Source organism: Flexivirga oryzae (assembly GCF_014190805.1).
GTDB classification, from domain to species: Bacteria; Actinomycetota; Actinomycetes; order Actinomycetales; family Dermatophilaceae; genus Flexivirga; species Flexivirga oryzae.
Map to the genome: position 1 here is coordinate 115,105 of NZ_JACHVQ010000005.1, position 25,070 is coordinate 140,174.

Below are 25,070 nucleotides of genomic sequence, written 5' to 3' on the forward strand. Positions count from 1 at the left end.
GTCGCCCCTGGGGAGACGTATGAGCGGGTATGCCGGTCCGGGGCGTGCCGGGGTCGCCCCTGGGGAGACGTATGAGCGGGTGTGCCGGTCCGAGGCGTGCCGGGGTCGCCCCTGGGGAGACGTATGAGCGGGTGTGCCGGTCCGGGGCGTGCCGGGGTCGCCCCTGGGGAGACGTATGAGCGGGTATGCCGGTCCGAGCCGCCCCGAACGACGGTCAGGCAGCCGCTGCCAGGCGTTGCTTGCCGAACGCTGCCGCCAGCGGCACCAGCGCAATGACCAGGAGGATCGGCACGGCATACCCGATGCGCAGGGAACCGGTCCCGATCGCGCCGGTGAGGACCGACCCGACGAGTGCGCCGACATAGTTGAACTGGTTGAACCGTGCGATGACCGCGTCGGTGCGGGCGATCGTCAGCTCCGGATCGAGCGTGCCGCCGGCTCGTGCCAGGGTCGCGGCTGCGGAGTAGGACAGCGGCGCGACGACCGCGATGCCGCCGCCGAGGACGAGGAAGCCGAGCACGCCGACCGGCCAGTTCGGCGCGCAGACCACGATCAGCAGCCCCACGATCGCGATGACCGCGCCACCGCGCAGCAGCCGCGTGGCACCCAGCGAGTCGGTCAGCCGGTCGCCGGCGATGCGGGCGCCCAGCGATGCGACCAGGTAGGGGAGCGTCGCCAGCGCGACCAGGCCGCTGGGCGCCTGCAGGGTGTCGTCGAAGTACACCGAACCCCAGGTGGTGGACGCGGTGTCCACGGTGTAAAAGATGACGCACGCCGCTCCCACGACCAGGATCGGCCGCCACGGGATGCCTTCCGCGGCCTCCGGGGACGGAGCGCTGCCGGAGCCGGGCAGGAAGCGTGCGAACGCCACGAGCAGCGGGAGCAGCGCCATACCGCTGGACAGCGCCGCGATGGACGCGTGCGGCAGCGCCAGGGTGATCAGGGTGCCGGCGATGCCGCCGGCGGTCCACGCGCCGTGGAAGGAGGGCAGCACCGTGCGGCGCACCTGATGCTCGAGTGACACCGCCTGCATGTTGGTGGTCGCGTCCACCATGCCGAGCACCAGCCCGTAGATGGCGAGACCGGCGATGAGCACAGGTGTGCCCGGAGCGTTGCCGCTGACCAGGAGCGCGACGACCATCCCGAGCAGACCGGCGCGCAGGACGACGGCGCTGCCACGGCGGGGTGCCACCTTCTCGGCGAGCAGGGAACCGCCGCCCGCGAGCAGCACGATCATCAGCATGAGCAGCGTCAGACCCAATTGCGAGATGTTCCAGTGGTCTTCGAACTTCGGCAACCGCGTCGTCAGCGACAGGAAGACGCAACCCTGGGCGAAGTAGGCTGCGGCGATCGCGGCGCGCGGCGAGTAGCTCACGCTCGGCATACTTGCACGTCGGCGGGTCGCGTGGGGGAGAAATTGGACGATTGACCATGTTCGTGGTCGATAGGCTGCGAACATGCGGCTGCGGATCGACTTCGGGTATGACGGCACCGACTTCTCCGGCTGGGCCGCGCAGCCGGGCCGCCGGACGGTCGAGCAGGCGCTGTCCGAGGGACTGGGGACCATCCTGCGGTGTTCACCCCCGAAGCTCACGGTGGCCGGCCGTACCGACGCCGGGGTCCATGCGCGTGGCGCGGTCTGCCACGTCGACGTCGACGAGGCGTTGTATGCCGCCCTGCCCGGTCGCTCGGCACGTGCACCCGAGGAGGCCGCGCTGACCAGGCTCGGTGGCGTGCTGCCCGGTGACGTGGTGGTGCACGCGGTCACGCCCGCGGCACCCGGCTTCGACGCGCGGTTCTCCGCCGTCTCCCGCCGGTACAGCTACCGGTTGCTCGACCATCCCGCCGCCGCCGACCCGACGAGGCGGCGCGACACGGTCGTCGTGCGTGGCCCGCTGGATGTCGGGGCGATGGACGGTGCGGCACGGAAACTGCTGGGGCTGAAGGATTTTGCGGCATTCTGCAAGAAGCGCGAGGGGGCGACGACGGTCCGCACGCTGCTGGACTACGGCTGGCACCGCGGCGACGACGGGGTGCTGGTCGGCACCGTGCTGGCGGACGCGTTCTGCCACTCGATGGTGCGCTCCCTCGTCGGTGCAGTCGTGCCGGTGGGTCTGGGAAGGCACGGCGTCGACTGGCCGCTGGAGGTGCTGACGGCCCGACGGCGGGACCCGGGCGTCACGGTGATGCCGCCGCACGGGCTGTGCCTGGAGGAGGTCACCTACCCGCCGGACGAGGAACTCGCGGCGCGGGCCGACGAGTCCCGCGCGGTTCGCCGGCTTCCCGAGCCCTAGGGCCGACCGGCCTTCCCAACTGCGCCGAGAGGCCCACAAACACATCGAGAGGCTCAGGAACCGGGCGATTTCGGGCCGATTCGAGGCCCTGTTGCTGGGCCTGTCGGTCGTATGTGGGTCTGTCGGTGTGTGGGGCGTGTGCGATGCCGGGCGTCAGGGGAGGTTGCGGCGGACGAAGCGGCCGAGTTCGCGCATGGCTTCGGATGCCTCCGGCAGCCAGGACGCGGCGGCTTGGAAGACGTGCACCTGGCCGCGCCAGATCTGCAGCTGCGCGGGAACCCGCGCGGCGGCCAGCCGGTCGATCATCTCCTCGGCGTCGGGGCGAAGGATCTCCCGAGAGCCCATCTGGATCAGCACCGGCGGGAGGCCGTGCAAGTCGGCGTCGATGGGGGAGACGCGTGGTCCTTGCAGCTCGTGCTCGCGATCGACGCGTTCGACGAGGCGCTGCAGCGCCATACAAGTGCGGACCGAGAAGAGGTCGCACTTGTCCGAGTGCGGACTCCCGGCCTTGCGCTCCACGCCGAGATCGAGCAGCGGCGACAGGGTCGCGATGGACGCCGGAGTCGGCAGACCGTCGTCACGGATCGCGAGCGCCGTTGCGAACGCGAGGAATCCGCCGGCCGAATCGCCGACGATGCTGATCCGATCGGCCGGGTGCCCCTGGTCCAGCAACCAGCGGTAGCCGGACAGACAATCACCGACCATCTCGTCGAGGCTGACGTGCGGGAGCATCCGGAAGCCGACGTTGAGGAGCGGCTGTCGCGCGACCCGGGAGGTGTATGCCGCGAGCCGGCGGTGCGACGCCAGCCCGCAGACGATGAACGCGCCGCCGTGCAGATAGAGGACGGCGCCGTCGTCGAGCGATCGTGGCGCGCGGATGAGCTCGGCGTCGCATGCGCCCAGTTGGACCGAGGCGACCGTGGTGCCGTCGGGCACCGCGAGCCTGTCCGCCGCGAGGTCGACGACACCGGACAGGTAGGAGAGCGCGGGGACGTAGCTCCACGCGTTCAGCGCCGGTTTGGCGACCGCGTGCAGCGTCCCGGCGAGAGCGGCCGAGCGCCGGCTGGTGCGTGCGAACTTCACCCGGAGCGCGCCCGGTTCACGAAGGTCGTGGCGCATCGCGGCCGTCATACGATCCCCTCCGTTCGACGCTCGACGGTCCACCAGGTGAAGCGGACCTGCCCAGCGCCCTACCCTAGGCCTACGCTGACGTAACTTCTGTGATTCCGACCGGAGAGGCGGCTGATCGATGCCGGGTATGGGTCCTGTCGACTCGGGCTTTCTGCTGATCGAGTCGCGCGAGCATCCGATGCATGTCGGTGGCCTGCAGCTGTTCACCGTGCCGGACGGGGAGTCGCCGTCCTGGGTGCGCGAGCAGTTGAGCGTCGACGCGGACCGGATCAGCCCACGCTTCCGGCTCAAGCCCCAGGACCCGGTCGGGCTGTTGGGCAACTTCCGCTGGTCGGTCGATCAGCACCTCGACCTCGACCATCACGTGCGACGGTCGGCGGTCCCCGGCCCGCACCGGTTGCGCGAACTGTTCGAACTGGCGTCACGGTGGCAGGGCTCGTTGCTCGACCGGCACCGCCCGTTGTGGGAGGTGCATGTCGTCGAGGGACTCGAGGACGGCCGCGTGGCGGTCTTCTCCAAGATCCACCACGCACTCGTCGACGGGGTGTCGGCGCTGCACCTGATGCAGCAGGCGTGCAGCCCGGACCCGGACGCGACGGACTGTATGCCGCCCTACGCGCTCCCCGGGACGACGGTCCGTGCGGCGCAGGAGCAGCGCACCGGGCACGTGCTCGCGAACCCGGCGTCCGTGATGCGCAGTGGACTCGGGCTTGCCGGTGAGCTCGCGAGCCTCGGGCCGAACTCGTTGAAGATCGCGTACCGGTCGTTGCGCAACACCGGACTGACGACACCGTTCGACGCACCGCGCACCATTCTCAACGGCCGGATCGGCGGCGCGCGGCGATTCGTCGCCCAGTCCTTCGACATCGAGCGCTTCCGGCAGGTGGCGAAGGCCTGTGACGTCTCGTTCAACGACGTCGTGCTGGCCGTGTGCGGTGGCGCCCTGCGCAGGTACCTCGGCGAACTCGACGAGCTGCCGGACCGGTCCCTGACGGCGATGTGCCCGGTCAACCTGCGCGACGAGTCCAGCTCCGTCGGCGGCAACGAGATCGGCGCGATGATCTCGACCCTCAGCACGCATGTCGTCGACCCGATCGAGCGGCTCGAGGACATCCACGAGTCGACGACCGCGGCGAAGGGCACCATGCGCGAGCTGTCGCCGCTGCAGTTGTTGCTGCTGTCCGGCTATCACATCGCCGGTCTCGGGCTGTCGATGCTGCCGACCTACAACCTGGGTGGCAGGCCGCCGTTCAACGTCATCATCTCCAATGTTCCGGGACCACGGAAACAGTTGTATTTCAACGGTGCTCACCTGGAAGGCACCTATCCCGCATCCATCCCGGTCGACGGTATGGCGATGAACATCACCCTCGTCACCTATGACGACCAGGTCGACTTCGGCATCACCGCCTGCCGGCGCAGCGCTCCCTCGGTGCAGCGGATGGTGCACCATCTGGAGGACGCACTCGCCGAACTGACGGCGGCTGCGGGCGTCTGACCGGAGCCCGCACCCGTGCGATGCTGACACCATGACGAATCCCACCGACGGCGACCCGCTGCCCGCCCGTGGCACGATCCTGCATCGCGACACCGCCCGCGTCATACCCGTGCGGCGCACCGACGGCCGGAGCCTGTTGCTGCACGGGTGGGACCCGGACCGCGTGGACCAGCCGTTCTGGTTCACGATCGGCGGCGCGGTCGAGCCCGGCGAGGATCTGCGTACCGCGGCAACCCGCGAGCTCCTCGAGGAGGTCGGCCTGCCGGCATCGAGCGAGGACCTGCTCGGACCGTTGTGCGCCAATGAGATCCGCTTCGACTGGGCCGGGCGTCACATCGTGCAGCAGCAGACGTTCTTCGCGCTCGAGGTCGACGACTTCGTCGTCAGCTTCGACGGGCAGGACGGGCTCGAAGCGGGCACCATCGATCAGCACGGGTGGTTCACGCACGAGGAACTCGTCGCCTCCGGGGCCACCTTTCCCGAGGTACTCGAGGCGGTGATGCTGGCTTCGGACGCGCTCAGTAGCCCGGCGTCGGACGCAGGCTGAACCGGACGCGCTTGCCCGGGGCGCACTGAGCCAGCACGCCGAGGTCCGGCAGGTCGACGACGCCGACGACCGGGTAGCCACCGGTGGTCGGGTGGTCGGCGAGGAAGACGATGAGCTCGCCACTAGGTGACGCCTGCACCGCGCCGAGCGGCAGGGCCTCGCTCGATGCGTCGGCGTCCGTCGCGTGAAGCGTGAAACCGTTGAGGCGCAGACCGATCCGGTCGCTGTCGGCCGAGATCGTCCCGGTCGTCGTGGTGAGTGCCCGCCGGTCGGCGGCGCTCAGCAGATCGGGGCGTGGGCCGGGGGTGAGGTGCAGTGTCACGTCACCCGGAGGTTGTATGGCGGGGAGCACGGCTGCGACCAACGGCCTGCCGGCGCGCTGCGCGCCGACCTGGATGCGGTCGCCCGCGCGGACCGGGTCCGGGCCGATGCCGCTCGAAGTGTCACGGCTCCAGGATCCGCCGAATTCGCCTGCGGGAGTAAGGCCGTCACGGACGGTGAGGTACGAGCGCAGCCCGTGCTCGGATCGGCCGAGAGCCAGGACAGCGCCGCGGCGGAGCAGCACCGGTGTGCCGAACGGTACGGCGCGGTCGTCGATCGTCAGTGGGCACCATGCTCCGGTCACGGCGACGAGGACGTCGTGATCCGGGCGGACTGCCAGCCCGCCGAACAGCATTTCCAGCCCAGGAGCCCCGATCGTGTTGCCCAGCAGGCGATTTCCCTGCACGAGCGAGGTCCGGTCCAATGCGCCCGAGAGCGTGATGCCTTCGCCGGCGCGACCGGGGCGCCCCAGGTCCTGCACCAGGCACAGGGGGCCCGGGCGAAGCACTTCCAGGCAACTCATCGGGTGGGTCCTCGCACGGCCCGGAACTGCACCTGGCCGCCTGCGGCGAGCGTCGCGCCGTCCCCGGCGACGTCGAACATGACGTGGTCGGTCCGTCCGAGCAGCTGCCAACCCCCCGGGGAGGACCGCGGATAGATGCCGCAATAGAGACCGGCCAGGCCGACTGCCCCGCCCGGGATGGCGCTGCGCGGCGAGTCCAGCCGCGGCACCGGTCGTCGGTGATCGGCCCGGGTCAGGTAACCGAATCCTGGCATGAATCCGAGAAACTCGACGATCCACGGTGATGAGGTGTGCCAGTCGATCAGTGCGTCGGTGGACATCCCGAAGCTGACTGCGACGTCGCTGAGATCCGGCCCGTCATACCGGACGTCGACGGACACCACCCTCACTCGGCCGGGATCGTCCTGGTTCAGTGCGCCGAGGTCGAGATCACGCAGCGTGCGCACCGTCCGAGACAGGCGCGCGTGTGCGTCCGTGTCGTCGATGGTCGGGTCGGACACATCGAGCAGGATCGTCGACTCGGCGGGCACCACGTCGATCCCGCCCAGATCCTGTTCGCCGAGCCACCGGGTGAGCGCCCGACGCGAGGCCGGGTCGGGAAGTTCGACCAGGACTGCGCGTGGCCCGTAGGGCAGCAGCCGGATGCCGTCATCCATGACCGACGAACGGCGTCAGGTCGAAGCCGGCGGCGACGAGGGCCTCTCGCACGCTCCCGGCCATGGCCACCGCTCCGGGTGAATCACCGTGCACGCACAGGGATTCGGCGGTCAGGGACACGACGGAACCGTCGACGGCGACGACTTCCCCGTCGCGGGCCATCCGCACCGCGCGAGCAGCGACCACTGCCGCGTCGTCGAGGACGGCACCGGCCTGCGAGCGCGGCATCAACGTCCCTTCGGGGGTGTAGGCACGATCGGCGAACGCTTCGGGGACGGTGCGGAGTCCGGCACCGGCGGCTGCCGCGAGAAGTGCGGATCCGGGCAGGCCGAGCACCGGCAACTCGGCGCGCGTGGCAGCGACGGCACGGATCACGGCGGCCGCCTGCTGCTCGTGGTGCACGACTGCGTTGTAGAGGGCGCCGTGCGGTTTGACATAGCTGATCCCGCTGCCGACGCTGCGGGCGATGCCGTCCAGGGCGCCGATCTGGTAGAGGACGTCGGCGTACAGGTCCTCGGCGGAGACGTCGACGAACCGGCGCCCGAAGCCGGCGAGGTCCCGGTAGGAGACCTGGGCGCCGATGCGGACACCGTGCGCGGCTGCGGCGGCACAGGTGCGCACCAGGGTCGACGGGTCACCGGCGTGGAACCCGCAGGCGACGTTGGCCGAGGTGACCAGGGGCAGCAGCGCTTCGTCGTCGCCGAGGCGCCAGCGACCGAAGGACTCACCCAGGTCGGCGTTCAGGTCGATCTCCACGTCCCCAGGCTACGAGGTGGGGCGCGGACGGCGGATCAACCCAGCGGCGTGGTCGCGACGAAACCCTTGGGTAGAGCCCCGTCGAAACCAGATGACGCAGCCGGGGCGGGTACGTGATGCTTGATGCTCGTGGGTCATATCGATGTGAACGGCGTGCACTACTTCCTCCCCGACGGGCGACCGCTCCTCGGCGGGGTCAGCCTGCGCGTGGGCGAGGGCGCCAAGGTGGCGCTCGTCGGCCCGAACGGCACGGGGAAGACGACGCTGTTGCGCATCATCGCCGGTGAGCTGGACGCGCACGAGGGTGCGATCACCCGCTCCGGGGGCCTGGCGGTCATGCCGCAGTTCGTCGGCCGCGTCCGGCCGGAGGGTGAGGAGTTCTCCGTGCGCGACCTGTTGCTGACCGTCGCGCCCGAGCCGATCCGCAAGGCCGCGAACGCCGTCGACGACTCCGAGGTCGCGATCATGGAGCGGGACGACGAGCCCGCCCAGCTCGCCTACGCCCAGGCGCTCGCGGACTGGGCGGAGATCGGCGGCTACGAGTGGGAGACGCTCTGGGACGTCTGCACCGTCGCCGCGATAGGCATTCCGTACGATCGGGCCCAGTTCCGCGACGTGTCAACGCTTTCCGGGGGTGAGCAGAAGCGCATCGTGCTGGAGGCCCTGCTCCGCGGGCCCGAGGAGGTGCTGCTGCTCGACGAGCCGGACAACTCCCTGGACGTGCCCACCAAGCGCTGGCTCGAGGAGCAGATCGTGACCTCGCCGAAGACCGTGCTCTTCATCAGCCACGACCGGGAGATGCTTGCGAACGTCGCCACCCGGATCGCCACCTTGGAGCCTGCCGCAGCCGGTGCGAACGCCTGGATTCATCCTGGCAACTTCACCACGTACCACCAGGCGCGCATCGACCGGATCAACAAGCTGGCGGAGATGCGCCGGCGCTGGGACGAGGAGCACGCGAAGCTCAAGCAACTCGTGCAGATGTACAAGGTGAAGGCGGCATACAACTCCGACATGGCGGCGCGATACCGCGCAGCCCAGACCCGGCTGGCGAGGTTCGAGGAGGCCGGTCCGCCGGAGGTGGTGCCGTTCGAGCAGCACGTGAGCATGCGACTGGCCGGTGGCCGCACCGCCAAACGTGCGGTCATCTGCGAGGGCCTGGAGCTCACCGGGTTGATGCAGCCTTTCGACCTGGAGGTCTGGTATGGCGAGCGCGTCGCGGTGCTCGGTTCCAACGGATCGGGCAAATCGCATTTCCTGCGCCTGCTCGCGCGGGGCGGCAGCGACCCAGACGTGGAGCACCAGCCGGTGGTCGACGATCCGCCGAAACCGGTGCAGCACACCGGGACTGCGCGTCTCGGCTCACGCGTCCGGCCCGGCTGGTTCGCGCAGTCCGCGCAAGCGGGCAGCACCGGTGCCTGGGACAAGCGGACGCTGCTGGAGATCCTGCACCGCGGCGACGAGCATCGCGACGGGATGGGCCGTGAGCAGGCGTCCCGGGCGCTGGACCGTTACGAGTTGGCCCGAGCCGCGGAGCAGACGTTCGGCTCGCTGTCGGGTGGGCAGCAGGCGCGCTTCCAGATCCTGCTGCTCGAACTGTCCGGTGCGACGCTGCTGTTGCTCGACGAACCGACCGACAACCTCGACCTGCATTCGGCGGAGGCGTTGGAGGCCGGACTCGACTCCTTCAACGGGACGGTGGTCGCGGTGACGCACGACCGTTGGTTCGCAAGGGGATTCGACCGATTCCTGGTGTTCGGCGCCGACGGCAGGGTGCGGGAGGCTCGAGAGCCGGTGTGGGACGAGCAGCGTGTCGATCGGGTGCGGTGACGAGCGGCCCCGTCATACCGTGGACCGGAGTCGTCATACCGAAGGAGTGCCATGCCCGCTGAACACGTGCCCGCCGGTGGCGATGACGGTGATTTCATCAGGACACCCAGCGGTGCCTTGGTGCCGGCGGTCCTCGACCCGTTCCACGTCGCGCTGCGGCACGTTGCACCGTCGGGACTGATCGGCGACACGGGGCAGACGAAGGGCATGCGGCGCCTGGAGGCGATCAGCGGCAAGACCGTCGGCGCCCGGAACCTGTGGATGGGTGAGACGCACGTGCCGGCGTCGACCGCGTCCGCGAATCACCATCACGGTGCGTCCGAGACCGCGATCTACGTCGTCTCCGGCCGTCCGCGGTTCGTCTTTCTCGACGTCGAGGGCGACGAGCCGCGCGAGCAGGTCATCGAGGCCGGACCGGGCGACTACGTCTTCGTCCCGCCGTACGTGCCGCACCGGGAGGAGAACCCCGATCCCGACTCCGAGGCCGTCGTGGTGATCGCGCGCACCACGCAGGAGGCGATCGTGGTCAACTTCGACGACCTGGACTGGTCGCAGGTGCAGATCCCGCACTGAGAGCGGCTGCTGTCAGCGGGTCGGCGGCGGGTCGATGGGCAGCAGTGCGGTGTATGCCGCCACGCGTCGCGCGCCCGGCGATCCGGCTCCCGCCCGGCGGTAACGCTCCAGCACCTCGGCCAGCTCGGCGGCCAGCGCGGTCAGCTGCTCCGTCGTGACGAGGACCGCGTGATCGGTGAGGCCGCAGTCGGCGCGCCATACCTCCGGCCAGGCGGATTGTGCGTCCACCCAGGTGCCCGCGCGCTCGGCGAAGTGCTCGACGTAGTCGTGCTGCAGCCACTGGGCTGCGGCCAGGTCGTCCGCGTCGAGCAGATCCGGCTCGTCCGCCCGGTCGGTGGGCTCGAGCGCGGCCCAGACCCGGCGTTTGCCGGTGCCGGTGCCGGTGTCGTCGATCAGTCCCGCTTCCGCGAGTCGGCGCAGGTGGTAGCTGGTGGCGCCGGTGTTGGTGTCGAGGGCTGCGGCGAGCTCGGTGGCGGTGGCGCTGCCGTGCACGCGCAGCTGGGCCAGCAGGCGTGAGCGCAGCGGGTGGGCGAGTGCGCGCAGCCGGCGCGAGGACTCGGTGGAGCGTGACGACATACATGCACAATAGTTGTGCACACTTTCGCTGTAAACCGCCGGTCAGGGTTCGTCATACAGCCGAAATTCCCTGGTACGTCGACGGATCGCGCCGATTTGGGCTGCCGCTCGTCGGCCCGTAAAATTGACTCTCGTTGTGCTTCGTGCGCAACCGCCTCAACGTTGGGCGGCCCACCGGTCGCCTTCAGCTCACGAACGACAAGAAAAGGCAGACTCGTGCGTACCTTCACGCCCAAGCCGGCGCAGGTCCAGCAGGACCGCGTGTGGCACGTCATCGACGCGACCGACGTCGTCCTCGGCCGCCTGGCCTCCCAGGCTGCCATCCTGCTGCGCGGCAAGCACAAGCCGACCTTCGCCCCGAACGTCGACACCGGTGACTTCGTCATCATCGTCAACGCCGACAAGGTCGCGCTGACCGGCGCCAAGCTGGAGAAGAAGAAGGCCTACCGGCACTCGGGCTTCCCGGGCGGTCTGAAGGCCACCTCCTACACCGACCTGATGGCCAAGGACCCGACCAAGGCCGTCGAGAAGGCGATCCGCGGCATGCTCCCGCACAACTCCCTCGCCCGCCAGCAGCTCTCCAAGCTGAAGGTCTACGCCGGCCCGGAGCACCCGCACGCGGCGCAGCAGCCCAAGCCGTTCGAGATCACCCAGGTCGCGCAGTAAGCGCCCGCCGGACTTCCGAGGAGAAAGAAAAGATGACCGACCAGACCCAGGTCGACGTCCTGGAGGACGACGAGCCGCAGCTGACCAGCTACACCTCCGAGTCGAGCACCGCGCCGACCGGCGAGCCCGCCGCCCGCCCGAGCGCCTCCGCGCCCGGCGCCGGCACCGGCCGCCGCAAGCAGGCCATCGCCCGCGTGCGCATCGTGCCCGGCACCGGTGAGTGGAAGATCAACGGCCGCACCCTGGAGGAGTACTTCCCCAACAAGGTGCACCAGCAGATCGTCAACGAGCCGCTGAAGGTCCTCGAGCTCGACGGCGCGTATGACGTGCTCGTCCGCGTCCACGGTGGTGGCCCCTCCGGCCAGGCCGGCGCGGTGCGCCTCGGCGTCGCCCGTTCGCTGAACGGTGTGGACCCGGAGCTCAACCGCCCCGCGCTGAAGAAGGCAGGCTTCCTGACCCGCGACGCTCGCGTCCCGGAGCGCAAGAAGGCCGGTCTGAAGAAGGCCCGCAAGGCGCCGCAGTACAGCAAGCGCTGATCTGCGCCGTACGAAGGACGCCCTCGTCCCGGGTTCGCCCGGTGGCGGGGGCGTTCCCGCGTCCCGAAGTGCCGACGGTCGGTGGGTGGGGACGGGGTGCGGCGGATATGGCGTCCCGAAGTGCCGACGGTCGGTGGGTGGGGACGGGGTGCGGCGGGTATGGCGTCCCGAAGTGCCGACGGTCGGTGGGTGGGGACCGGGTGCGGCGGGTCCCGCGTCCCGAAGTGCCGACGGTCGCGCGAACGGGACGTGAAAAGCGGCGGGAAACCCAGCTCGCTGACCTATCCTGGGACGGATATCGCGGACCTGCGACCTGCGCGCGATTCACGCGCGTTGCCGGTGGTCGCTTACCCTGCTGTGGGCCGTTCTGCGGCCAGCGGCGTGCGCGCACGCCGACCACGACGAGAAATTTGAGGTGATCCATGGGGCGCTTGTTCGGCACCGACGGTGTGCGCGGGCTCGCCAATCGGGACATCACGGCGGAGCTCGCCCTCGACCTGTCGGTCGCTGCGGCGCGGGTGCTGGCCGAGGAGGGCGAGTTCGCCGGACACCGGCCCACCGCCGTCGTCGGACGAGACCCGCGGGCCTCCGGTGAGTTCCTGGCGGCGGCGACCATCGCCGGGCTCGCGTCCGCCGGCGTCGACGTCTGGGACGCCGGCGTCCTGCCGACTCCGGCCATCGCGTTCCTGACCGCTGCGGCCGGTGCCGATCTCGGCGCGGTGCTGTCGGCGTCGCACAACCCGATGCCTGACAACGGCATCAAGTTCTTCTCCCGGGGCGGGCACAAGCTGCCCGACGCCACCGAGGACGCGATCGAGGAGCACCTGCGGGGTGACTGGGAGCGGCCCACCGGCGCCGCAGTCGGTCGGGTGAAGCGTTACGACGAGGGTCCCGAGCGCTACATCGAGCACCTGCTCGGCGCGATTCCGCACCGGCTGGACGGTCTGCACATCGTGCTGGACACCGCCGACGGCGCGGCGAGCGCGATCGCCCCGCAGGCGTTCGAGCGGGCCGGCGCGAGGGTCACCGTGATCGCGGCCGAACCGGACGGCCTGAACATCAACGACGGCGTGGGCTCCACCCACCTGGAGGGCCTGTGCACCCTGGTGCCGCAGGTCGGCGCCGACTTCGGGCTCGCCTTCGACGGCGACGCCGACCGCTGCCTGGCGGTCGACGCGACCGGCACGCCGGTCGACGGGGACCAGATCATGGCGATCCTGGCGATCGACCTGCACCAGCGCGGCGCGCTGGCCGGCGACACGCTCGTGGCCACCGTCATGAGCAACGAGGGCCTGCTGCAGGCGATGGCTCGCGAGGGCATCACCGTCAAGCGCACCGATGTCGGCGACCGCTACGTGCTGGAGGAGATGCGCCGCGGCGGTTTCGCGCTCGGTGGCGAACAGTCCGGTCACGTGATCATGCTGGAGCACGGCACCACCGGCGACGGCGTGCTGACCGGCCTGATGCTGGCGGCCCGTGCCGCGAGCACGGGCAAGCCGCTCGCCGAGCTCGCCGGCTGTATGGCGCGCCTGCCGCAGTGCCTGCTCAACGTGCCCGGCGTGGACAAGCACGCGGTCGACGACCACCCGGTGGTGCAGTCGGCGGTCGCGGACGCCGAGCGCGACCTGGGTGGGCTCGGCCGGGTGCTGCTGCGCAAGTCCGGCACCGAACCGGTGGTACGGGTCATGGTCGAGGCCGCCTCCGCCGAACACGCCCAGCAGATCGCCCAGCATCTGGCCGACGTGGTCGCCAGCGAGCTCGCGTTGACGCCGGCCTGAGCGGACGCGCGAGCGTCGTACGTACGACGAAGGGGTGTGGAGCACGTGCTCCACACCCCTTCGTCGTGGGGGTACGGGACCTCAGGCGGCCTGGGAGGTCGCGGCGGCCGCCGCGAGCGCGCCGAGGGTGTCGCGCAGCTTCGTGCCGATCGGCTCGTGCGTCGCGATGTCGACGTCGGCCAGATCACCCAGTGCGAAGGTCGCGGCCGCGTCCCGCAGCGGCGTGGCGCCGGCGATCGTCACCGCCAGGTGCGCGTGCTCGACCACCGTCGAGGTGTTCGCCGCCGCGGATGACACGGCGACCGGCTTCCCGTTGAGCGAGGACTGACCGTAGGGGCGGGAGGCCCAGTCGATCGCGTTCTTCAGGACCGCGCTCAGCGTGCCGTTGTTGGCCGGGGCGAGCAGGAGCGCGGCATCGGCGGCGCCGAGCTGGGTGCGCAGCCGCTCGACCGGCTCCGGCGCGGGTGAGACGTCGATGTCCTGGTTGTAGAGGGGGAGTGTGTCGAGGTAGTCGATGATCTCGACCGTGGTGCCCTCGGGGGCGACGCGGGCCGCGACGTCCGCGAGCTGGCGGTGGACGGAGGCGGCGCGGGGGCTGCCGATCAGAACGGCGAGCGTGGTCATGTGGAGGGCCTTTCGAAGTAGTGGTGTCGATCTCGCTTGACTAAACGGACCATAGTCCGCTTTTCTTCCATTGGGCAAGCCGAGGACCTCGTAGATGGGAGAATGTGGTGATGAACACACGTCGTGAACTGCCCGTTGCGGGTCCGCCCGCGCGGGTACGCCGCGACGCGGTCGCCAATGCCGACCGGATCCTGTGTGCGGCGCGACGGGTCGTCGACCGTGACGGGGTCGAGAGCCTCACCATGGATCGGCTGGCGGCCGAGGCCGGGGTCGGCAAGGGCACGGTCTTCCGCGCCTTCGGAAATCGGGCCGGGCTGTTCGCCGCGCTCACCGACGATTCGGAGCGACGCTTCCAGGCGGCATACCTCTCCGGCCCGCCACCGCTCGGGCCGGGCGCTCCGCCGCTCGACCGGCTCGTGGCGTATGGCGCGGCGCGTCTTCGCGTGTATGCCGAGCAGGGCAGCCTGCTGCTGGCGACCGCACAGACACCGATCGACAAGTTCGACGTGCCGGCCCGCAAGGTGTCGGCGATGCACGTCCGGATGTTGTTGCGGCAGTGTGGGGTCGGCGCGAATCTCGAGCTGCTGACCGAGACGCTCCTCGCCCCGCTCGACCCCGAACTCGTCCATCACCTGACCACCAACCGGGGTCTGGACGAGAGCGACCTCGTCGCCGGATGGGAGGCGCTGGTCCGGTCCGTGGCCGGCTGACCGAGCCGACCACGCAGCGTCGCGACGCATCTCAGCTCGCGAGCCGGTGGAAGCCGCTGCCGTGGAAGATCAGCGGCGCCTGTGACTCGTCCCGGTCCAGGTCGTGCACGGCAAGGATCACGATGTCGTGATCGCCCGCACGCACGGTGTCCTCGACCGTGGTCTCCAGCCATGCGCTTGCGCCGTCGAGGAAGACGGCGCCTCGCGCGGTCGCCCGCCAGGCCAGGTTCGCGAACCGGTCCGTGCCGCGTGCGGCCAGCGCCTGACCGGCGTGCTGCTGGGCCGCCGACAGCACACTGATGCCCAGGTGTGTGGCGAGCCGCAGCGTCGGCCAGGTCGTCGAGGAGTGCGCCAGGCACACCGAGACGAGAGCGGGTTCGAGGGAGACGGACGTGAAGGTGCTGGCCGCCATGCCCTCGGGGCGTCCGTCGATCAGCGCAGCGAGCGCCGTGACACCGCTCGGGTGCGCGGCGAACACGTGCCGCAGGTGCCCGGTGTCGGCCACCGGCCGGGTGATCACGCTCATCGTTGCTGCCACTCCTTCGCCAGCAGTTGGAACGACCGCACGCGGTCGTCGTGGTCGTGTGTGATGGTGGTGACGAGCAGTTCGTCGGCGTCGGTGGTCTGCTGCAGCACCTGGAGTTTGTCGGCGACCTCGGCGGCCGTGCCGACGAACTGCGTGGTGATGCGGTCCACGACCAGGTCGTTGTCCGACGCCGACCACGGCAGCGCGCGTGCCTTATCCGGCGTCGGGAAGGGTATGGCGCCCGCCCCGGTCCGGATGCTGCGCACCCATGGCCCGTAACCGGTCGCGAGTTCCCTTGCGACATCGGTGGTTTCGGCCACCACGACGTCCGCCGACACGATGACGTGCGGGCGGGCAAGGGACGCACTCGGCCGGAACTGCTCGCGGTAGGCCGTCACTGCGTCCACCACGTGGGCCGGCGCCACGTGGTAGTTGGCGCCGAAGCGCAGCCCGTGCTCCGCGGCGAGCCGGGCGCTGTCGCCGGCGCTGCTGCCGTGGATCCAGACCTGGAGGTCGCTGTCCTCGCCGGTGGCGACATGTGCCTGCTCGCCGTTGGGGTGCCGGTAAGTGCTCTCCAGCAGCGCGAGCAGGTCGGCCACCTGCTCGTCGTACGGCTGGGGAGTGTGGTCGGGACCGCCCAGCAACTCCCGCTGGAGCGCGAACCGTGGCGAACCGACCAGCTGCGCGACGGGGAACGGCGGGGGCAGGACGAGTCCGCCCGGCAGCACCTGCGTGCGGGTGCGGGCGGGTGCACCGTCCGCCGGTGGCCGTCCTCCCGAGCGTCCCAGGCCGAGGTCGATCCGGCCCGGGTGCGCGGCGTCGAGCAGGCCGAACTCCTCGACGGTCGACAACGCACTGCGGTGACCCATCTGGACCGCGGCGGCGCCGACCCGGATCTCGTTCGTCGCCGCAGCAGCGAGTGCGATGGTCAGCGCGGGCGACACACCGACGACCCCAGGATTCAGGTGGTGTTCGGCGAACCAGTAACGCGCGTAACCGAACTCCTCGGCGCGTCGCGCCAGGTCCACGCTGTTGTGCAGCGCCTCGCGGGCGGTCGACCCGGACGAGACGTGGACCAGGTCGAGCACGGACAGCGGGACGGCCCGGCTGTTGCGCGCGGCGCCGGTCATGATGCGACCTCGTGTGCGCTCGCGGCCTCGCGCAGGGCCGGGAGGCCGAGGTTCCCCCGCAGGGTCGAGGCGTCATACGACGTGCGGTAGACGCCCAGCTCCTGCAGCAGCGGAACCACCCGGTCGACGAACGGGTCGAGCCCGCCCGGAGTCAGGTGCGGCACCAGGATGAACCCGTCGCAGGCGTCGTTCTGCACGAAGTGGTTCAGTTCGGTCGCGATGCTCAGTGGGGAGCCGATGAAGCTCTGCCGACCCGTCACCTCGATGACCAGTTCGCGGATGGACAGCTTCCCGGCGGACGCACGGTCTCGCCATTCCGCGGCGGTGGCGAGCACGTCCTCGTGTCGACGCACGCTCGCTCGCCCCTGGGCGAGGGTGTTCTCGCCCGGTGCCGGATCGATGTCGGGCAGAGGACCGTCGGGGTCGTACGCCGACAGGTCCCGGTTCCACAGCTGCTCCAGGACGTTGATGGCGGTCTGGCCGCTGACCTGCTGGCGTCGTATGACGTGTGCCAGCTCCTGTGCTTCGTGGTCGCTGTCGCCGACGACGAAAGTCGCGCCGGGGAGGATGAGCAGGTCGTCGTCGCCGCGTCCGTACTTCGGCAGGCGACGCTTGACGTCGGCGTAGAACTCCTGGCCCGCGTCAAAGGTGCTGTGCCTGCTGAAGATCGCGTCGGCCTGCGCCGCCGAGAACTCGCGACCTTCCTCGGAGTCGCCCGCCTGGAAGATGACCGGTCGGCCCTGCGGGGAGCGGGGCCGTTGAAGCGACCGGCGATGTCGAAGTGCCGATCGGAGTAGGTGTAGCTGCCCGCGGCGGGGTCGGTGATGAACCGGCCGGATGCGGGGTCCGTCGCCAGATCGTCGGCGGTCCACGAGTCCCACAGCTCCCGTGCGGCGGCGAGGAAGGATGACGCTCGCGTGTAGCGGTCCTGCTTGGCGAGGAAGCCACCGCGGCGGAAGTTCTCTCCGGTGAAGGCGTCCCACGACGTGACGACGTTCCATCCTGCGCGCCCGTCGGACAAGTGGTCCAGGCTCGCGAACTCCCGTGCCACCTCATAGGGTTCGTTGAAGGTCGAGTTGATCGTGCCGACGACCCCGAGGTGCTCGGTCACGGCCGCGATCGCGGCCAGGATCGCGAACGTGTCGGGCCGGCCGACCACGTCGAGGTCGTAGATCCGGCCACGCTGTTCGCGCAACCTCAGACCCTCCGCGAGGAAGAGGAAGTCGAATCTGCCGCGTTCGGCACTCTGCGCGAACTGGCGGAACGATTCGAACTCGATGTGGCTGCCGGCCGCCGGATCGCTCCAGACGGTCGTGTTGTTGACACCGGGGAAGTGGGCGCCGAGATGAACCTGCTTGCGATTGCTCATGATGTGTGGCTCCGTTCGTTCACGCGGCCGCGTAGCGATTTGCCGGTCGTGGGAGCCCGAAATGCTCCCGGAGGGTGGTGGTCGTGTAGCGCGGCCGGAACGCAGTGCGCCGTTGCAGGCTCGGCACCAGTTCCCGGGTGATGCGCTCCAGATCCCGCCCCAGCACGCCGGGGCGCAGGCGGAAACCGTCCAGGCCGGCTGCGGACCACTCAAGGAGCAAATCGGCGAGGTCTTCGCTCGTGCCGACGAACACCGCTGCATCGCTTGCGAACTCAGCACCGGCGAGGTCGTCCAGGGAGTTCTTCCGCTCGGTGGCAGCAGCGGTGGACGCCTCGAGGAAGACCACCAGGTCGGCGAGAACGCGGACCTGTGACGCCTCACGCCCGGCCGCGGTCGTCTGCTGCCTGACCTGGGTTGCGATATCTGCCGCGTGCCGGGAGTCGCGTGGCGTCGTCAGTGCGAGGTCGGCGGCCGCCCCGGCGAGTGCGTAGCCGCGCTCGTCGTGTGCCAGCAGCACGACCGGTGGTTGCCCCTGCGGTGGCCGCGGAGTGATCGAGGGGCCGCGGACGGAGAAGTTCGGGCTTTCGAAATCTATGTAGTGCAAGCGCTCCCGGTCGACGAAGCGACCGGTCGCGGTGTCCCGGATCTCGGCATCGTCCTCCCAGCTGTCCCAGAGTCGCCGTACGACCTCGACGTAGTCGCCGACCTCGCCGAATGCCTCGGCGACAGCGGCCTCGGATGAGCTGCCGTCCAGGACCGGTGCGGTCCGCCGCCCGATGTTGGCGAACTCGCGAGGGTCCCCGCTGGTCCGGACCCGGAGCCCGGCGCGGCCGGTGCTGACGTAGTCGAGTGTGGCGATCGACTTGGAGATGTGGAACGGCTCCGTGTGCGGCGCGATCGCGGTCGGCACCAGGCCGATCCGGTCTGTGACGGGTGCAACCCGCGCTGCGATCAGCGCCGAGTCGAGGTTTCCGTGCACCACGTCGGGTGCTTCACCGTCGACGGCGCGGGTGGCCGCGAAACGGTCGTCGATGGAGACGAAGTCGAGCAACCCGCGCTCGGCCTCCTGCACGAGACCCACCCAGTAGTCCGGACGGAAGAGTCGAGCCGGATCCGCGTCGGGCGTTCGCCAGGCGGCGGGATGCCAGCCCGCCCCGTCGAGAGCGACTGCGAGATGGATCGGATAGTCGTTGGACATCAGCATCACCTTCGTTTCAGATGCGGAGTCGCGAAGTGGTCTCTACCGAAGTCCGGCGGAGTGGACCGGGATTCGCGCTTGCGGCACCGGGCGGCGCCGCCAGGTCATCACCTGGAGCACCCCGCCGCGGTGGAGGGTTGCCGGACAGCCAGCCAGGGCTTGACGCTGTCTCTCGTGACCTGCTGTGAGCCTAACGTGACCCGCGAGCTCTGTCTAATCCATAGCGGTTAAGTAGGATTTAAATCACGTTCGGACCGGATGGGATTCGTCCTGTGTGGAGCTCGCTCAGCGAGGCAGCCAGGCGTCATCGGCGTTTGCGAACCGCCGGACCCGGGCCGGAAATCTGCCCGCGAGCAACTGCGCGAGGCTCACGGTGTCGAGGACGACGCGCATGCTGGAGCGCAGACTGACCCACAGCTCGGGCACATGCGTTGCGGTGCCTTCGTATTCGAGTTCGTGCGGCCGAACGCCGTGTACCTCGGCCAACGGTCCGTCGACGCTGCGAATGATCTCGCCGACGAAGATCTGCGTCGGATCTCGGGTGAGGGTGTAGCCGCCGGCGCAGCCGCGCTGTGTCTGGACGATACCGCTGCGGCGCAGCTGGCTCAGGATCGCCTCGACGAACTTGCGCGGCATGTCCTGGTCGGACACGATCCGGTCGATCGTCATCAGCTGGGGGTAGGTGGCGGCAAGTTCGAGGGCGCTGCGGACCGCGTAGTCGCTGCGTGCGGTGATCTGCACCGACGTCACCTCCTCGGCTCGTTTGGCCCCCACGATAACCGGCGTCGTTCCGTGTGGTCGGGCGCTATATCCCATCAGATGGATAGAGGATCACCAAAAGTTGCCTTAATAAAAATGAGAAGTTATGTTTCTGCTCAGGTGATGAGCGGCAGCGTCAAGCCCTGGCTGGCTGTCCGGCAACCCTCCATCCGCGGCGGGGTGCTCCAGGTGACCACCCGATGGGACTGCGGCCCGCGGCTCCCATAAGCGCGACGGTGCACGGCCGGGAACGGATGGGAGCTGCGGCTCCTCCGGTGTCCGGCGACCATCACGCGACACCCGAGAACGACGAGAGCGTGAGGAAATTCGGAATGGCACAGGTCCTTGCCGACCAGTGGTTGGCACCTCCCGATGCGCAGCGAGCGGACGCCGCCGACCCGATTGCGGCAGACAGCCGGCTGGTGGCCAGACGTCGTCCCGGCCGGTGGGTGGTGGCGGTCGTAGCGATCGTCCTGTTCGCCATGCTGGTCAACACCGTGATCACCAACCCGCGTTTCGAGTGGGATGTTGTCGGTGACTACTTCACGAGTACGGCGATCCTGCGTGGGCTCGTGCTGACGCTCTGGCTCACCGGTGCGGTGATGGTCAGTGGGTACCTGCTGGGTATCGCCCTCGCCGCGCTCCGCCTGTCGGACAACCATGTATTACGCACCGCCTCCTTCGGGTTCGTCTGGTTCGTGCGTTCGGTCCCGCCCCTGGTCCAGTTGCTCTTCTGGTTCGAGATCGCGTCCCTCTACCCGCGACTGTCCTTCGGGATCCCCTTCGGCCCCGAATTCGTCTCGTTCCAGACGGCCCACCTGTTCTCGGCGTTGGCCGCGGCATACGTCGCGCTGACGATCGACGCGGCGGCGTTCGCCTCCGAGATCGTGCGCGGTGGGCTGCTTTCGGTCGATGCCGGCCAGACCGAGGCAGCGCATTCGATCGGTCTGTCCAAGTGGCGCACTTTCCGCCGGGTCGTGCTGCCGCAGGCGATGCCCTCCATCATTCCCGCGTCCGGGAACATGCTCATCGGAATGCTGAAGGCCACGTCGCTGGTGAGCGTGATCGCGGTGCAGGACCTACTCGGCACCACCGAGTTGATCTACAACGACAACTTCAAGGTGATTCCTCTCCTCCTCGTCGCAACGATTTGGTATCTCGTGCTGACCACGGTGCTGTCCATCGGTCAGTTCCTGCTCGAGCGACACTTCGCGCGCGGGAAGCGCGGTGCGACGGGCACTCGATCGTGGGGCCAGCACTGGCTGCAGTCCCTTCCTCTGCTGAGCTACCGGCGCACCGGCAAGGGAGCCTCGTCATGACGACCACGACAACTCAGAGCGTGGATGTACGGATACGTAATCTGCACAAGGCATTCGGGGGCCGGGAGGTTCTCTCGGGCATCGACCTCGACATACCTGCCGGGAGCGTCACCGCGATCATCGGGCCGTCCGGATCGGGCAAGTCGACGTTGCTGCGGTGCATCAACCACCTCGAACGCCCGGACGCCGGTTATGTGCAGGTCGGCGGCGAGATCATCGGCTACCGACCGGAGGGTGGCAAGCTGCGCGAACGCAGCTCGCGTGACGTGGCCCGGCAACGCGCATCCATCGGAATGGTCTTCCAGCAGTTCAACCTCTTCGGCCACCGGACGGCGGCCCAGAACATCGCCGAAGGCCAACTCGCGGCCGGCGTCGGATCGGCGGCCGCCCGTCGACGCTCGGCCGAGCTGCTCGCCCGTGTCGGCCTCGCCGGCCGCGAGGGTGCCTACCCGAGCGAGCTTTCCGGCGGACAGCAACAGCGCGTGGCGATCGCGCGGGCGCTCGCTCGCGACCCACGGCTGATCCTGTTCGACGAACCGACCAGCGCACTGGACCCGGAACTCGTGGGCGAAGTGCTCGCTGTCGTGAAGCAGCTCGCGACCACGGGAATCACGATGGCAATCGTCACGCACGAGATCGGCTTCGCCCGTGAGGTCGCAGATCAACTTGTCTTCCTCGACGGGGGACAGATCGTGGCACAGGGTCCACCCACCGAAGTCCTGGACCACACAGACAACGAACGAGCCCGCGCCTTCCTCGCCGCGGTGCTCTGACAGCACTCACCCACGGAGAACGACATGAACACGCACAGCAAGTACCGATCAGCAACCCGGGTCCGACGCGGGCTCAGCGCCTTTGCCGTTGTCGGCGTCACCGCGAGCCTCGCCGCGTGCGGCTCGTCCTCGAGCGGGGGATCGTCGCCGGCCACAGCAGCCGGTGGCGGCAAGGACGTCGCCGCCGCCGCGGACTACGCCGCCAAGATCACCGTCGATCCTGCTGCCCGGAAGTTGTTGCCCAAGGACGTCGTCAAGAGCGGAAAGCTGACCTTGGGGACCACCCAGGTCACCGGGACCTCCGGTCTCCCGCACGCCGGGATCGTCGATGGCAAGGAGGTCGGGCTGGATCTCGACATCCGCGCCGCACTCGCCAAGAAGCTCGGGATCACCTGGCAGGTCGAGACGGGCACCTTCCAGACGATCATCCCGGGTGTCCAGAGCGGCAAATACCAAGTCGGGCAAGGCAATTTCGGCGTGACCAAGGAGCGCGAGAAGGTCGTCGACTTCGCGACCTACCTGAACGACGGCCAAGCCTTCATCGGCAGCAAGAGCGTCAAGATCAACAAGGTGAAGACCCTGCTCGACGTGTGCGGTCTGAAGGTCGCCACCACCAGCGGCACGACCTTCCAGAAACTGCTGACCGACTTCGCGCCGCAGTGCGCCGCCGCTGGGAAGAAGCCGTACCAGGTCCAGTACTTCTCGGACACCGCGCCCATCTACCTCGGCCTGCAGAACGGCAAGGTGGACGTCTTCTTCGGACCCACCCTCAGCCAGAAGGTGGTCGTCCAGAAGATCCCGGGCACCAAGTACCTCGGCCAGGTCGCCCAGACACCCGTGGGCTTCGTGACGGCCCGCAAGTCGCCGATCGCGCCGGCAATCACGGCGGCCATCAACGACCTCATCAAGGACGGCACCTACGCCAAGATCTTCGCGAAGTGGAAGGTCGGCTCATCCGTCATCACCAAGTCACAGCTCAACCCCACACCAACGTTCTGATCACGGGAGGACACGGATCATGACCACAGATCAACACGCCGGCAACGTGGACGCCGTTGACTACGAAAGTGATTGGCAGCGCTGGCACAAGGAGCGCGATGCGGCGCTGGCCAGCCCGCACGGCTTCCTCGCGGTGACAGCGCTGCACTTCCTCAACGCCGAGCCGACCCGGTTCCCCGTGGTCCCGGGAGTATGGGTCAGCGACGCCCGTGGACTACGTGTCGAGATCGCCCCGGACGAGACGCTGGAGCTGGACGGGCAACCGCTGGTCGGCGAACACGACTTCGGCATCATCGCCGAACGTGACGGGGTGACCGTCAGCAGCGGGGACCTCGAGATCGAGGTCGCCAAGCGCGGCGGTTTCGACATTCTGCGGCCACGCGACCCGGCGAATCCGCGGCGTACCTCGTTCCGGCGCACGCCGGCCTATCCGGCGGACCCGGCGTGGGTGCTGGACGGCTTCTTCTCCCCGTTCGTCGAGCCGCGCCCGACCACGGTCGGGGCCGCCGTCGAGGGCCTGGAGCACGTGTATGACGCGGTCGGCGAGGTCACCTTCGTCCACCGCGGCAGGGATCTGCGGCTGGTGGCTTTTCCCGGGCACACCGAGCAGCAGCTGCAGGTGCTGTTCACCGACGAGACGGCCGGGGTGACCACTCATCCGGCAGTCCGGTCGCTGGTGCTGGATGTCACCGACGCCGGTGGAGCGGTCCGTCTCGACTTCAACCGGGCGGTCAACCTGCCGTGCGCCTATACGCCGTACGCAACCTGCCCGCTGGCGCCGCTGGAGAACAGGTTGCCCATCGCGGTCACCGCGGGTGAGCTGGATCCCTCGCTCGACGAGGCGCGAATCGAGCAGCTCGCCGGATGAAGGTCATCGCCATCTCGCTGATCGTGCATGCGCCCGATCCGGTGACGGGAGAGCAGGTTTCGACGCATCAACGGTTCGCCCAGGTGGTTCGGGCCGCCGAGTTCTCCGAACTCATCGGCCTGGACGGCTTTGGTGTCGGCGAGCGGCACGAGCGACCGTTCATCTCCTCGGCACCGACCGTGGTGCTGTCGCACCTGGCGGCCCGTACCAAGCGGCTGCGACTGTTCACCGCGGTGACGACACTCAGCCTGCTCGACCCGGTCCGCGCCTACGAGGACTACGCGACGCTGGACCACCTGTCCGAAGGTCGGCTCGAGCTGATCATCGGCAAGGGGAACGGAAGTGCTCAACGGGACCTGTTCGCCGTCACCGAGGACGACCAGTGGGATCGCAATGCCGAGTCGTACGAGGTGTTCCGGTCACTCTGGCGGCAGGACAAGGTCACGGCCGACACGCGTTTCCGGCCCGCGTTGCGCGACGCCGAGGTCTGGCCACGGCCCTTCCAGCAGCCCGTCCGGGTGTGGCACGGGAGTGCGACGAGTCGGGCATCGGTCGATCTGGCGGCACGGTACGGCGAGCCGCTCTTCTCGGCGAACGTCACCAACCCGATCGAGCCGTATGCCGAACTCATCGATCACTACCGTGAACGGTGGGCCCACTACGGCCACGATCCGGCGGCGCTCACCGTGGTCGCGGGCAGTGCCGGGCTGTCGGTCTCGTCGACCTCCCAACGGGCACGCAGCAGATTCGCGCCGGCGTTCGCCGGGTACCTCGCCGCGCAACGCCGGTTGGGGGTCGAGCCCGTCTTCGCCACGATCGACGACTACATCGAGCGGAGCTCGGCGTTGATCGGTAGCCCGGCTCAGGTGCTGGACAAGATCCAGCGCTACCACGAACGGTTCGGGCACACGGTCCTGCACGTCGGCGCCGATGCACAGGGCATCTCCGAGGCCGCGCACCGCGAGAGCCTCGAGCTGTTCGCGGAAGCGGTTCTTCCGGCGCTGCGGACCGACATACCGGATCCTCCGGTGTGGGGTCCCGGGGAGCTCGTCGACGACGGCATCAGGGGTGGCGCGCCGGCGGGGGAGACGTTCCTCGCGACCGGCTGA

26 protein-coding genes, 1 pseudogene and 2 riboswitches are annotated in these 25,070 nt (G+C 69.2%); of the genes and pseudogenes, 14 read left to right on the forward strand and 13 right to left on the reverse strand.

Going from position 1 to position 25,070, the window contains the following annotated elements; all coding sequences use genetic code 11:
• Positions 1–214: 214 nt before the first annotated feature.
• A complete protein-coding gene (locus FHU39_RS21465; RefSeq protein WP_343066054.1) occupies positions 215–1,375 on the reverse strand; it encodes an MFS transporter in 1,161 nt (386 codons plus the stop codon).
• Positions 1,376–1,457: 82 nt separating this feature from the next.
• Here FHU39_RS21465 and FHU39_RS21470 point away from each other — a divergent pair, with 82 nt between their 5' ends.
• Positions 1,458–2,294: a tRNA pseudouridine synthase A gene (locus FHU39_RS21470; RefSeq protein ID WP_183322785.1), complete on the forward strand. Its 837-nt coding sequence runs from the start codon at positions 1,458–1,460 to the stop codon at positions 2,292–2,294.
• A 153-nt stretch (positions 2,295–2,447) separates the two neighbouring features.
• On the opposite strand, the gene FHU39_RS21475 is transcribed toward FHU39_RS21470, so the two are convergent.
• Positions 2,448–3,425 carry an alpha/beta hydrolase gene (locus FHU39_RS21475; protein ID WP_183322786.1) on the reverse strand — a complete coding sequence of 326 codons (978 nt, stop codon included), beginning with the start codon at positions 3,423–3,425 and terminating at the stop codon, positions 2,448–2,450.
• A 127-nt stretch (positions 3,426–3,552) separates the two neighbouring features.
• Between FHU39_RS21475 and FHU39_RS21480 the strand changes: the two genes are divergently transcribed.
• Together FHU39_RS21480 and FHU39_RS21485 are read left to right on the forward strand one after the other, a co-directional pair.
• The gene (locus FHU39_RS21480; RefSeq protein WP_221185794.1) at positions 3,553–4,923 is read left to right on the forward strand and encodes a WS/DGAT/MGAT family O-acyltransferase; all 1,371 of its coding nucleotides are present in this window, start codon (positions 3,553–3,555) and stop codon (positions 4,921–4,923) included.
• 31 nt (positions 4,924–4,954) lie between these two features.
• Positions 4,955–5,470, forward strand: coding sequence for an NUDIX hydrolase (locus FHU39_RS21485; RefSeq protein WP_183322788.1), 516 nt, complete (start codon positions 4,955–4,957; stop codon positions 5,468–5,470).
• Here the strand turns inward: FHU39_RS21485 and FHU39_RS21490 are convergent.
• The 3 genes from FHU39_RS21490 to FHU39_RS21500 are packed head-to-tail and all read right to left on the reverse strand — an operon-like array spanning position 5,442 to position 7,727.
• A complete protein-coding gene (locus FHU39_RS21490) occupies positions 5,442–6,314 on the reverse strand; it encodes a 5-oxoprolinase subunit C family protein (protein ID WP_183322789.1) in 873 nt (290 codons plus the stop codon). The two genes, FHU39_RS21485 and FHU39_RS21490, sit on opposite strands and share 29 nt — an antisense overlap.
• Positions 6,311–6,970, reverse strand: a complete 660-nt coding sequence (locus FHU39_RS21495; protein WP_221185795.1) for a 5-oxoprolinase subunit B family protein — start codon at positions 6,968–6,970, stop codon at positions 6,311–6,313. The genes FHU39_RS21490 and FHU39_RS21495 overlap by 4 nt, the downstream gene beginning before the upstream one ends.
• Complete coding sequence (locus FHU39_RS21500) at positions 6,963–7,727, reverse strand: 5-oxoprolinase subunit PxpA (protein ID WP_183322790.1); 765 nt, start codon at positions 7,725–7,727, stop codon at positions 6,963–6,965. The genes FHU39_RS21495 and FHU39_RS21500 overlap by 8 nt, the downstream gene beginning before the upstream one ends.
• 129 nt (positions 7,728–7,856) lie before the next feature.
• On the opposite strand from FHU39_RS21500, the gene FHU39_RS21505 reads away from it, so the two are divergent.
• Together FHU39_RS21505 and FHU39_RS21510 are read left to right on the forward strand one after the other, a co-directional pair.
• Positions 7,857–9,557: an ABC-F family ATP-binding cassette domain-containing protein gene (locus FHU39_RS21505; RefSeq protein WP_343066077.1), complete on the forward strand. Its 1,701-nt coding sequence runs from the start codon at positions 7,857–7,859 to the stop codon at positions 9,555–9,557.
• 51 nt (positions 9,558–9,608) lie between these two features.
• Positions 9,609–10,130 carry a cupin domain-containing protein gene (locus tag FHU39_RS21510; RefSeq protein ID WP_183322792.1) on the forward strand — a complete coding sequence of 174 codons (522 nt, stop codon included), beginning with the start codon at positions 9,609–9,611 and terminating at the stop codon, positions 10,128–10,130.
• Positions 10,131–10,142: 12 nt separating this feature from the next.
• Here the strand turns inward: FHU39_RS21510 and FHU39_RS21515 are convergent, their stop codons facing one another.
• The gene (locus tag FHU39_RS21515; protein WP_183322793.1) at positions 10,143–10,706 is read right to left on the reverse strand and encodes a winged helix-turn-helix domain-containing protein; all 564 of its coding nucleotides are present in this window, start codon (positions 10,704–10,706) and stop codon (positions 10,143–10,145) included.
• Positions 10,707–10,922: 216 nt separating this feature from the next.
• On the opposite strand from FHU39_RS21515, the gene rplM reads away from it, so the two are divergent.
• From rplM to glmM, 3 genes are all read left to right on the forward strand, one after another.
• A complete protein-coding gene (rplM, locus tag FHU39_RS21520) occupies positions 10,923–11,372 on the forward strand; it encodes a 50S ribosomal protein L13 (protein WP_183322794.1) in 450 nt (149 codons plus the stop codon).
• Positions 11,373–11,404: 32 nt separating this feature from the next.
• Complete coding sequence (rpsI, locus tag FHU39_RS21525) at positions 11,405–11,908, forward strand: 30S ribosomal protein S9 (protein ID WP_123271387.1); 504 nt, start codon at positions 11,405–11,407, stop codon at positions 11,906–11,908.
• A gap of 422 nt (positions 11,909–12,330) precedes the next feature.
• Positions 12,331–13,686 (forward strand): phosphoglucosamine mutase, encoded by a 1,356-nt coding sequence (gene glmM, locus FHU39_RS21530; protein ID WP_183322795.1) that lies wholly within the window; start codon positions 12,331–12,333, stop codon positions 13,684–13,686.
• Between the two features lie 81 nt (positions 13,687–13,767).
• Here the strand turns inward: glmM and FHU39_RS21535 are convergent, their stop codons facing one another.
• Positions 13,768–14,310 (reverse strand): NAD(P)H-dependent oxidoreductase, encoded by a 543-nt coding sequence (locus FHU39_RS21535; protein ID WP_183322796.1) that lies wholly within the window; start codon positions 14,308–14,310, stop codon positions 13,768–13,770.
• 110 nt (positions 14,311–14,420) lie between these two features.
• Here FHU39_RS21535 and FHU39_RS21540 point away from each other — a divergent pair, with 110 nt between their 5' ends.
• The gene (locus tag FHU39_RS21540; protein WP_183322797.1) at positions 14,421–15,020 is read left to right on the forward strand and encodes a TetR/AcrR family transcriptional regulator; all 600 of its coding nucleotides are present in this window, start codon (positions 14,421–14,423) and stop codon (positions 15,018–15,020) included.
• A 31-nt stretch (positions 15,021–15,051) separates the two neighbouring features.
• On the opposite strand, the gene FHU39_RS21545 is transcribed toward FHU39_RS21540, so the two are convergent.
• From FHU39_RS21545 to FHU39_RS21565, 6 genes and pseudogenes are all read right to left on the reverse strand, one after another.
• A complete protein-coding gene (locus FHU39_RS21545) occupies positions 15,052–15,546 on the reverse strand; it encodes a flavin reductase family protein (protein WP_183322798.1) in 495 nt (164 codons plus the stop codon).
• Positions 15,543–16,676 carry an LLM class flavin-dependent oxidoreductase gene (locus tag FHU39_RS21550; protein ID WP_183322799.1) on the reverse strand — a complete coding sequence of 378 codons (1,134 nt, stop codon included), beginning with the start codon at positions 16,674–16,676 and terminating at the stop codon, positions 15,543–15,545. The genes FHU39_RS21545 and FHU39_RS21550 overlap by 4 nt, the downstream gene beginning before the upstream one ends.
• Positions 16,673–17,548 carry an LLM class flavin-dependent oxidoreductase gene (locus FHU39_RS25135; protein ID WP_425484810.1) on the reverse strand — a complete coding sequence of 292 codons (876 nt, stop codon included), beginning with the start codon at positions 17,546–17,548 and terminating at the stop codon, positions 16,673–16,675. Before FHU39_RS25135 ends, FHU39_RS21550 begins: the two co-directional genes overlap by 4 nt.
• Positions 17,549–17,595: 47 nt before the next feature.
• Positions 17,596–18,045, reverse strand: a pseudogene (locus FHU39_RS25140) (LLM class flavin-dependent oxidoreductase); the annotation flags it as partial.
• Between the two features lie 19 nt (positions 18,046–18,064).
• A complete protein-coding gene (locus FHU39_RS21560) occupies positions 18,065–19,243 on the reverse strand; it encodes an LLM class flavin-dependent oxidoreductase (protein WP_221185797.1) in 1,179 nt (392 codons plus the stop codon).
• A 69-nt stretch (positions 19,244–19,312) separates the two neighbouring features.
• A riboswitch (SAM riboswitch) is annotated at positions 19,313–19,423 on the reverse strand.
• Positions 19,424–19,528: 105 nt separating this feature from the next.
• Positions 19,529–20,017: an Rrf2 family transcriptional regulator gene (locus FHU39_RS21565; RefSeq protein WP_221185798.1), complete on the reverse strand. Its 489-nt coding sequence runs from the start codon at positions 20,015–20,017 to the stop codon at positions 19,529–19,531.
• Positions 20,018–20,121: 104 nt separating this feature from the next.
• Positions 20,122–20,239: riboswitch (SAM riboswitch) on the forward strand.
• 95 nt (positions 20,240–20,334) lie between these two features.
• Between FHU39_RS21565 and FHU39_RS21570 the strand changes: the two genes are divergently transcribed.
• Genes FHU39_RS21570 through FHU39_RS21590 form a run of 5 tightly spaced genes read left to right on the forward strand, consistent with a single transcriptional unit; the run spans position 20,335 to position 25,070 of the window.
• The gene (locus FHU39_RS21570) at positions 20,335–21,321 is read left to right on the forward strand and encodes an amino acid ABC transporter permease (RefSeq protein WP_183322801.1); all 987 of its coding nucleotides are present in this window, start codon (positions 20,335–20,337) and stop codon (positions 21,319–21,321) included.
• A complete protein-coding gene (locus FHU39_RS21575; protein ID WP_183322802.1) occupies positions 21,318–22,094 on the forward strand; it encodes an amino acid ABC transporter ATP-binding protein in 777 nt (258 codons plus the stop codon). The genes FHU39_RS21570 and FHU39_RS21575 overlap by 4 nt, the downstream gene beginning before the upstream one ends.
• A gap of 24 nt (positions 22,095–22,118) precedes the next feature.
• Positions 22,119–23,093 carry a transporter substrate-binding domain-containing protein gene (locus tag FHU39_RS21580; RefSeq protein WP_183322803.1) on the forward strand — a complete coding sequence of 325 codons (975 nt, stop codon included), beginning with the start codon at positions 22,119–22,121 and terminating at the stop codon, positions 23,091–23,093.
• A gap of 19 nt (positions 23,094–23,112) precedes the next feature.
• Entirely contained in the window at positions 23,113–23,961 is an 849-nt protein-coding gene (locus FHU39_RS21585; protein ID WP_183322804.1) for a DUF1684 domain-containing protein, read from the forward strand.
• Positions 23,958–25,070, forward strand: coding sequence for an LLM class flavin-dependent oxidoreductase (locus FHU39_RS21590; RefSeq protein ID WP_183322805.1), 1,113 nt, complete (start codon positions 23,958–23,960; stop codon positions 25,068–25,070). Before FHU39_RS21585 ends, FHU39_RS21590 begins: the two co-directional genes overlap by 4 nt.

Bases quoted from the DNA above. Each gene is read 5' to 3' on its own strand.
- FHU39_RS21580 (WP_183322803.1), top strand. From the start codon at position 22,119: ATGAACACGCACAGCAAGTACCGATCAGCAACCCGGGTCCGACGCGGG.
- FHU39_RS21550 (WP_183322799.1), bottom strand. From the start codon at position 16,676: ATGACCGGCGCCGCGCGCAACAGCCGGGCCGTCCCGCTGTCCGTGCTC.
- FHU39_RS21495 (WP_221185795.1), bottom strand. From the start codon at position 6,970: ATGGATGACGGCATCCGGCTGCTGCCCTACGGGCCACGCGCAGTCCTG.
- FHU39_RS21590 (WP_183322805.1), top strand. From the start codon at position 23,958: ATGAAGGTCATCGCCATCTCGCTGATCGTGCATGCGCCCGATCCGGTG.
- FHU39_RS21575 (WP_183322802.1), top strand. From the start codon at position 21,318: ATGACGACCACGACAACTCAGAGCGTGGATGTACGGATACGTAATCTG.
- FHU39_RS21485 (WP_183322788.1), top strand. From the start codon at position 4,955: ATGACGAATCCCACCGACGGCGACCCGCTGCCCGCCCGTGGCACGATC.
- FHU39_RS21570 (WP_183322801.1), top strand. From the start codon at position 20,335: ATGGCACAGGTCCTTGCCGACCAGTGGTTGGCACCTCCCGATGCGCAG.
- FHU39_RS21540 (WP_183322797.1), top strand. From the start codon at position 14,421: ATGAACACACGTCGTGAACTGCCCGTTGCGGGTCCGCCCGCGCGGGTA.
- FHU39_RS21475 (WP_183322786.1), bottom strand. From the start codon at position 3,425: ATGACGGCCGCGATGCGCCACGACCTTCGTGAACCGGGCGCGCTCCGG.
- FHU39_RS21470 (WP_183322785.1), top strand. From the start codon at position 1,458: ATGCGGCTGCGGATCGACTTCGGGTATGACGGCACCGACTTCTCCGGC.
- FHU39_RS21490 (WP_183322789.1), bottom strand. From the start codon at position 6,314: ATGAGTTGCCTGGAAGTGCTTCGCCCGGGCCCCCTGTGCCTGGTGCAG.
- FHU39_RS21585 (WP_183322804.1), top strand. From the start codon at position 23,113: ATGACCACAGATCAACACGCCGGCAACGTGGACGCCGTTGACTACGAA.
- glmM (WP_183322795.1), top strand. From the start codon at position 12,331: ATGGGGCGCTTGTTCGGCACCGACGGTGTGCGCGGGCTCGCCAATCGG.
- FHU39_RS21510 (WP_183322792.1), top strand. From the start codon at position 9,609: ATGCCCGCTGAACACGTGCCCGCCGGTGGCGATGACGGTGATTTCATC.
- FHU39_RS21535 (WP_183322796.1), bottom strand. From the start codon at position 14,310: ATGACCACGCTCGCCGTTCTGATCGGCAGCCCCCGCGCCGCCTCCGTC.
- FHU39_RS21515 (WP_183322793.1), bottom strand. From the start codon at position 10,706: ATGTCGTCACGCTCCACCGAGTCCTCGCGCCGGCTGCGCGCACTCGCC.
- FHU39_RS21480 (WP_221185794.1), top strand. From the start codon at position 3,553: ATGGGTCCTGTCGACTCGGGCTTTCTGCTGATCGAGTCGCGCGAGCAT.
- FHU39_RS21545 (WP_183322798.1), bottom strand. From the start codon at position 15,546: ATGAGCGTGATCACCCGGCCGGTGGCCGACACCGGGCACCTGCGGCAC.
- FHU39_RS21560 (WP_221185797.1), bottom strand. From the start codon at position 19,243: ATGTCCAACGACTATCCGATCCATCTCGCAGTCGCTCTCGACGGGGCG.
- rpsI (WP_123271387.1), top strand. From the start codon at position 11,405: ATGACCGACCAGACCCAGGTCGACGTCCTGGAGGACGACGAGCCGCAG.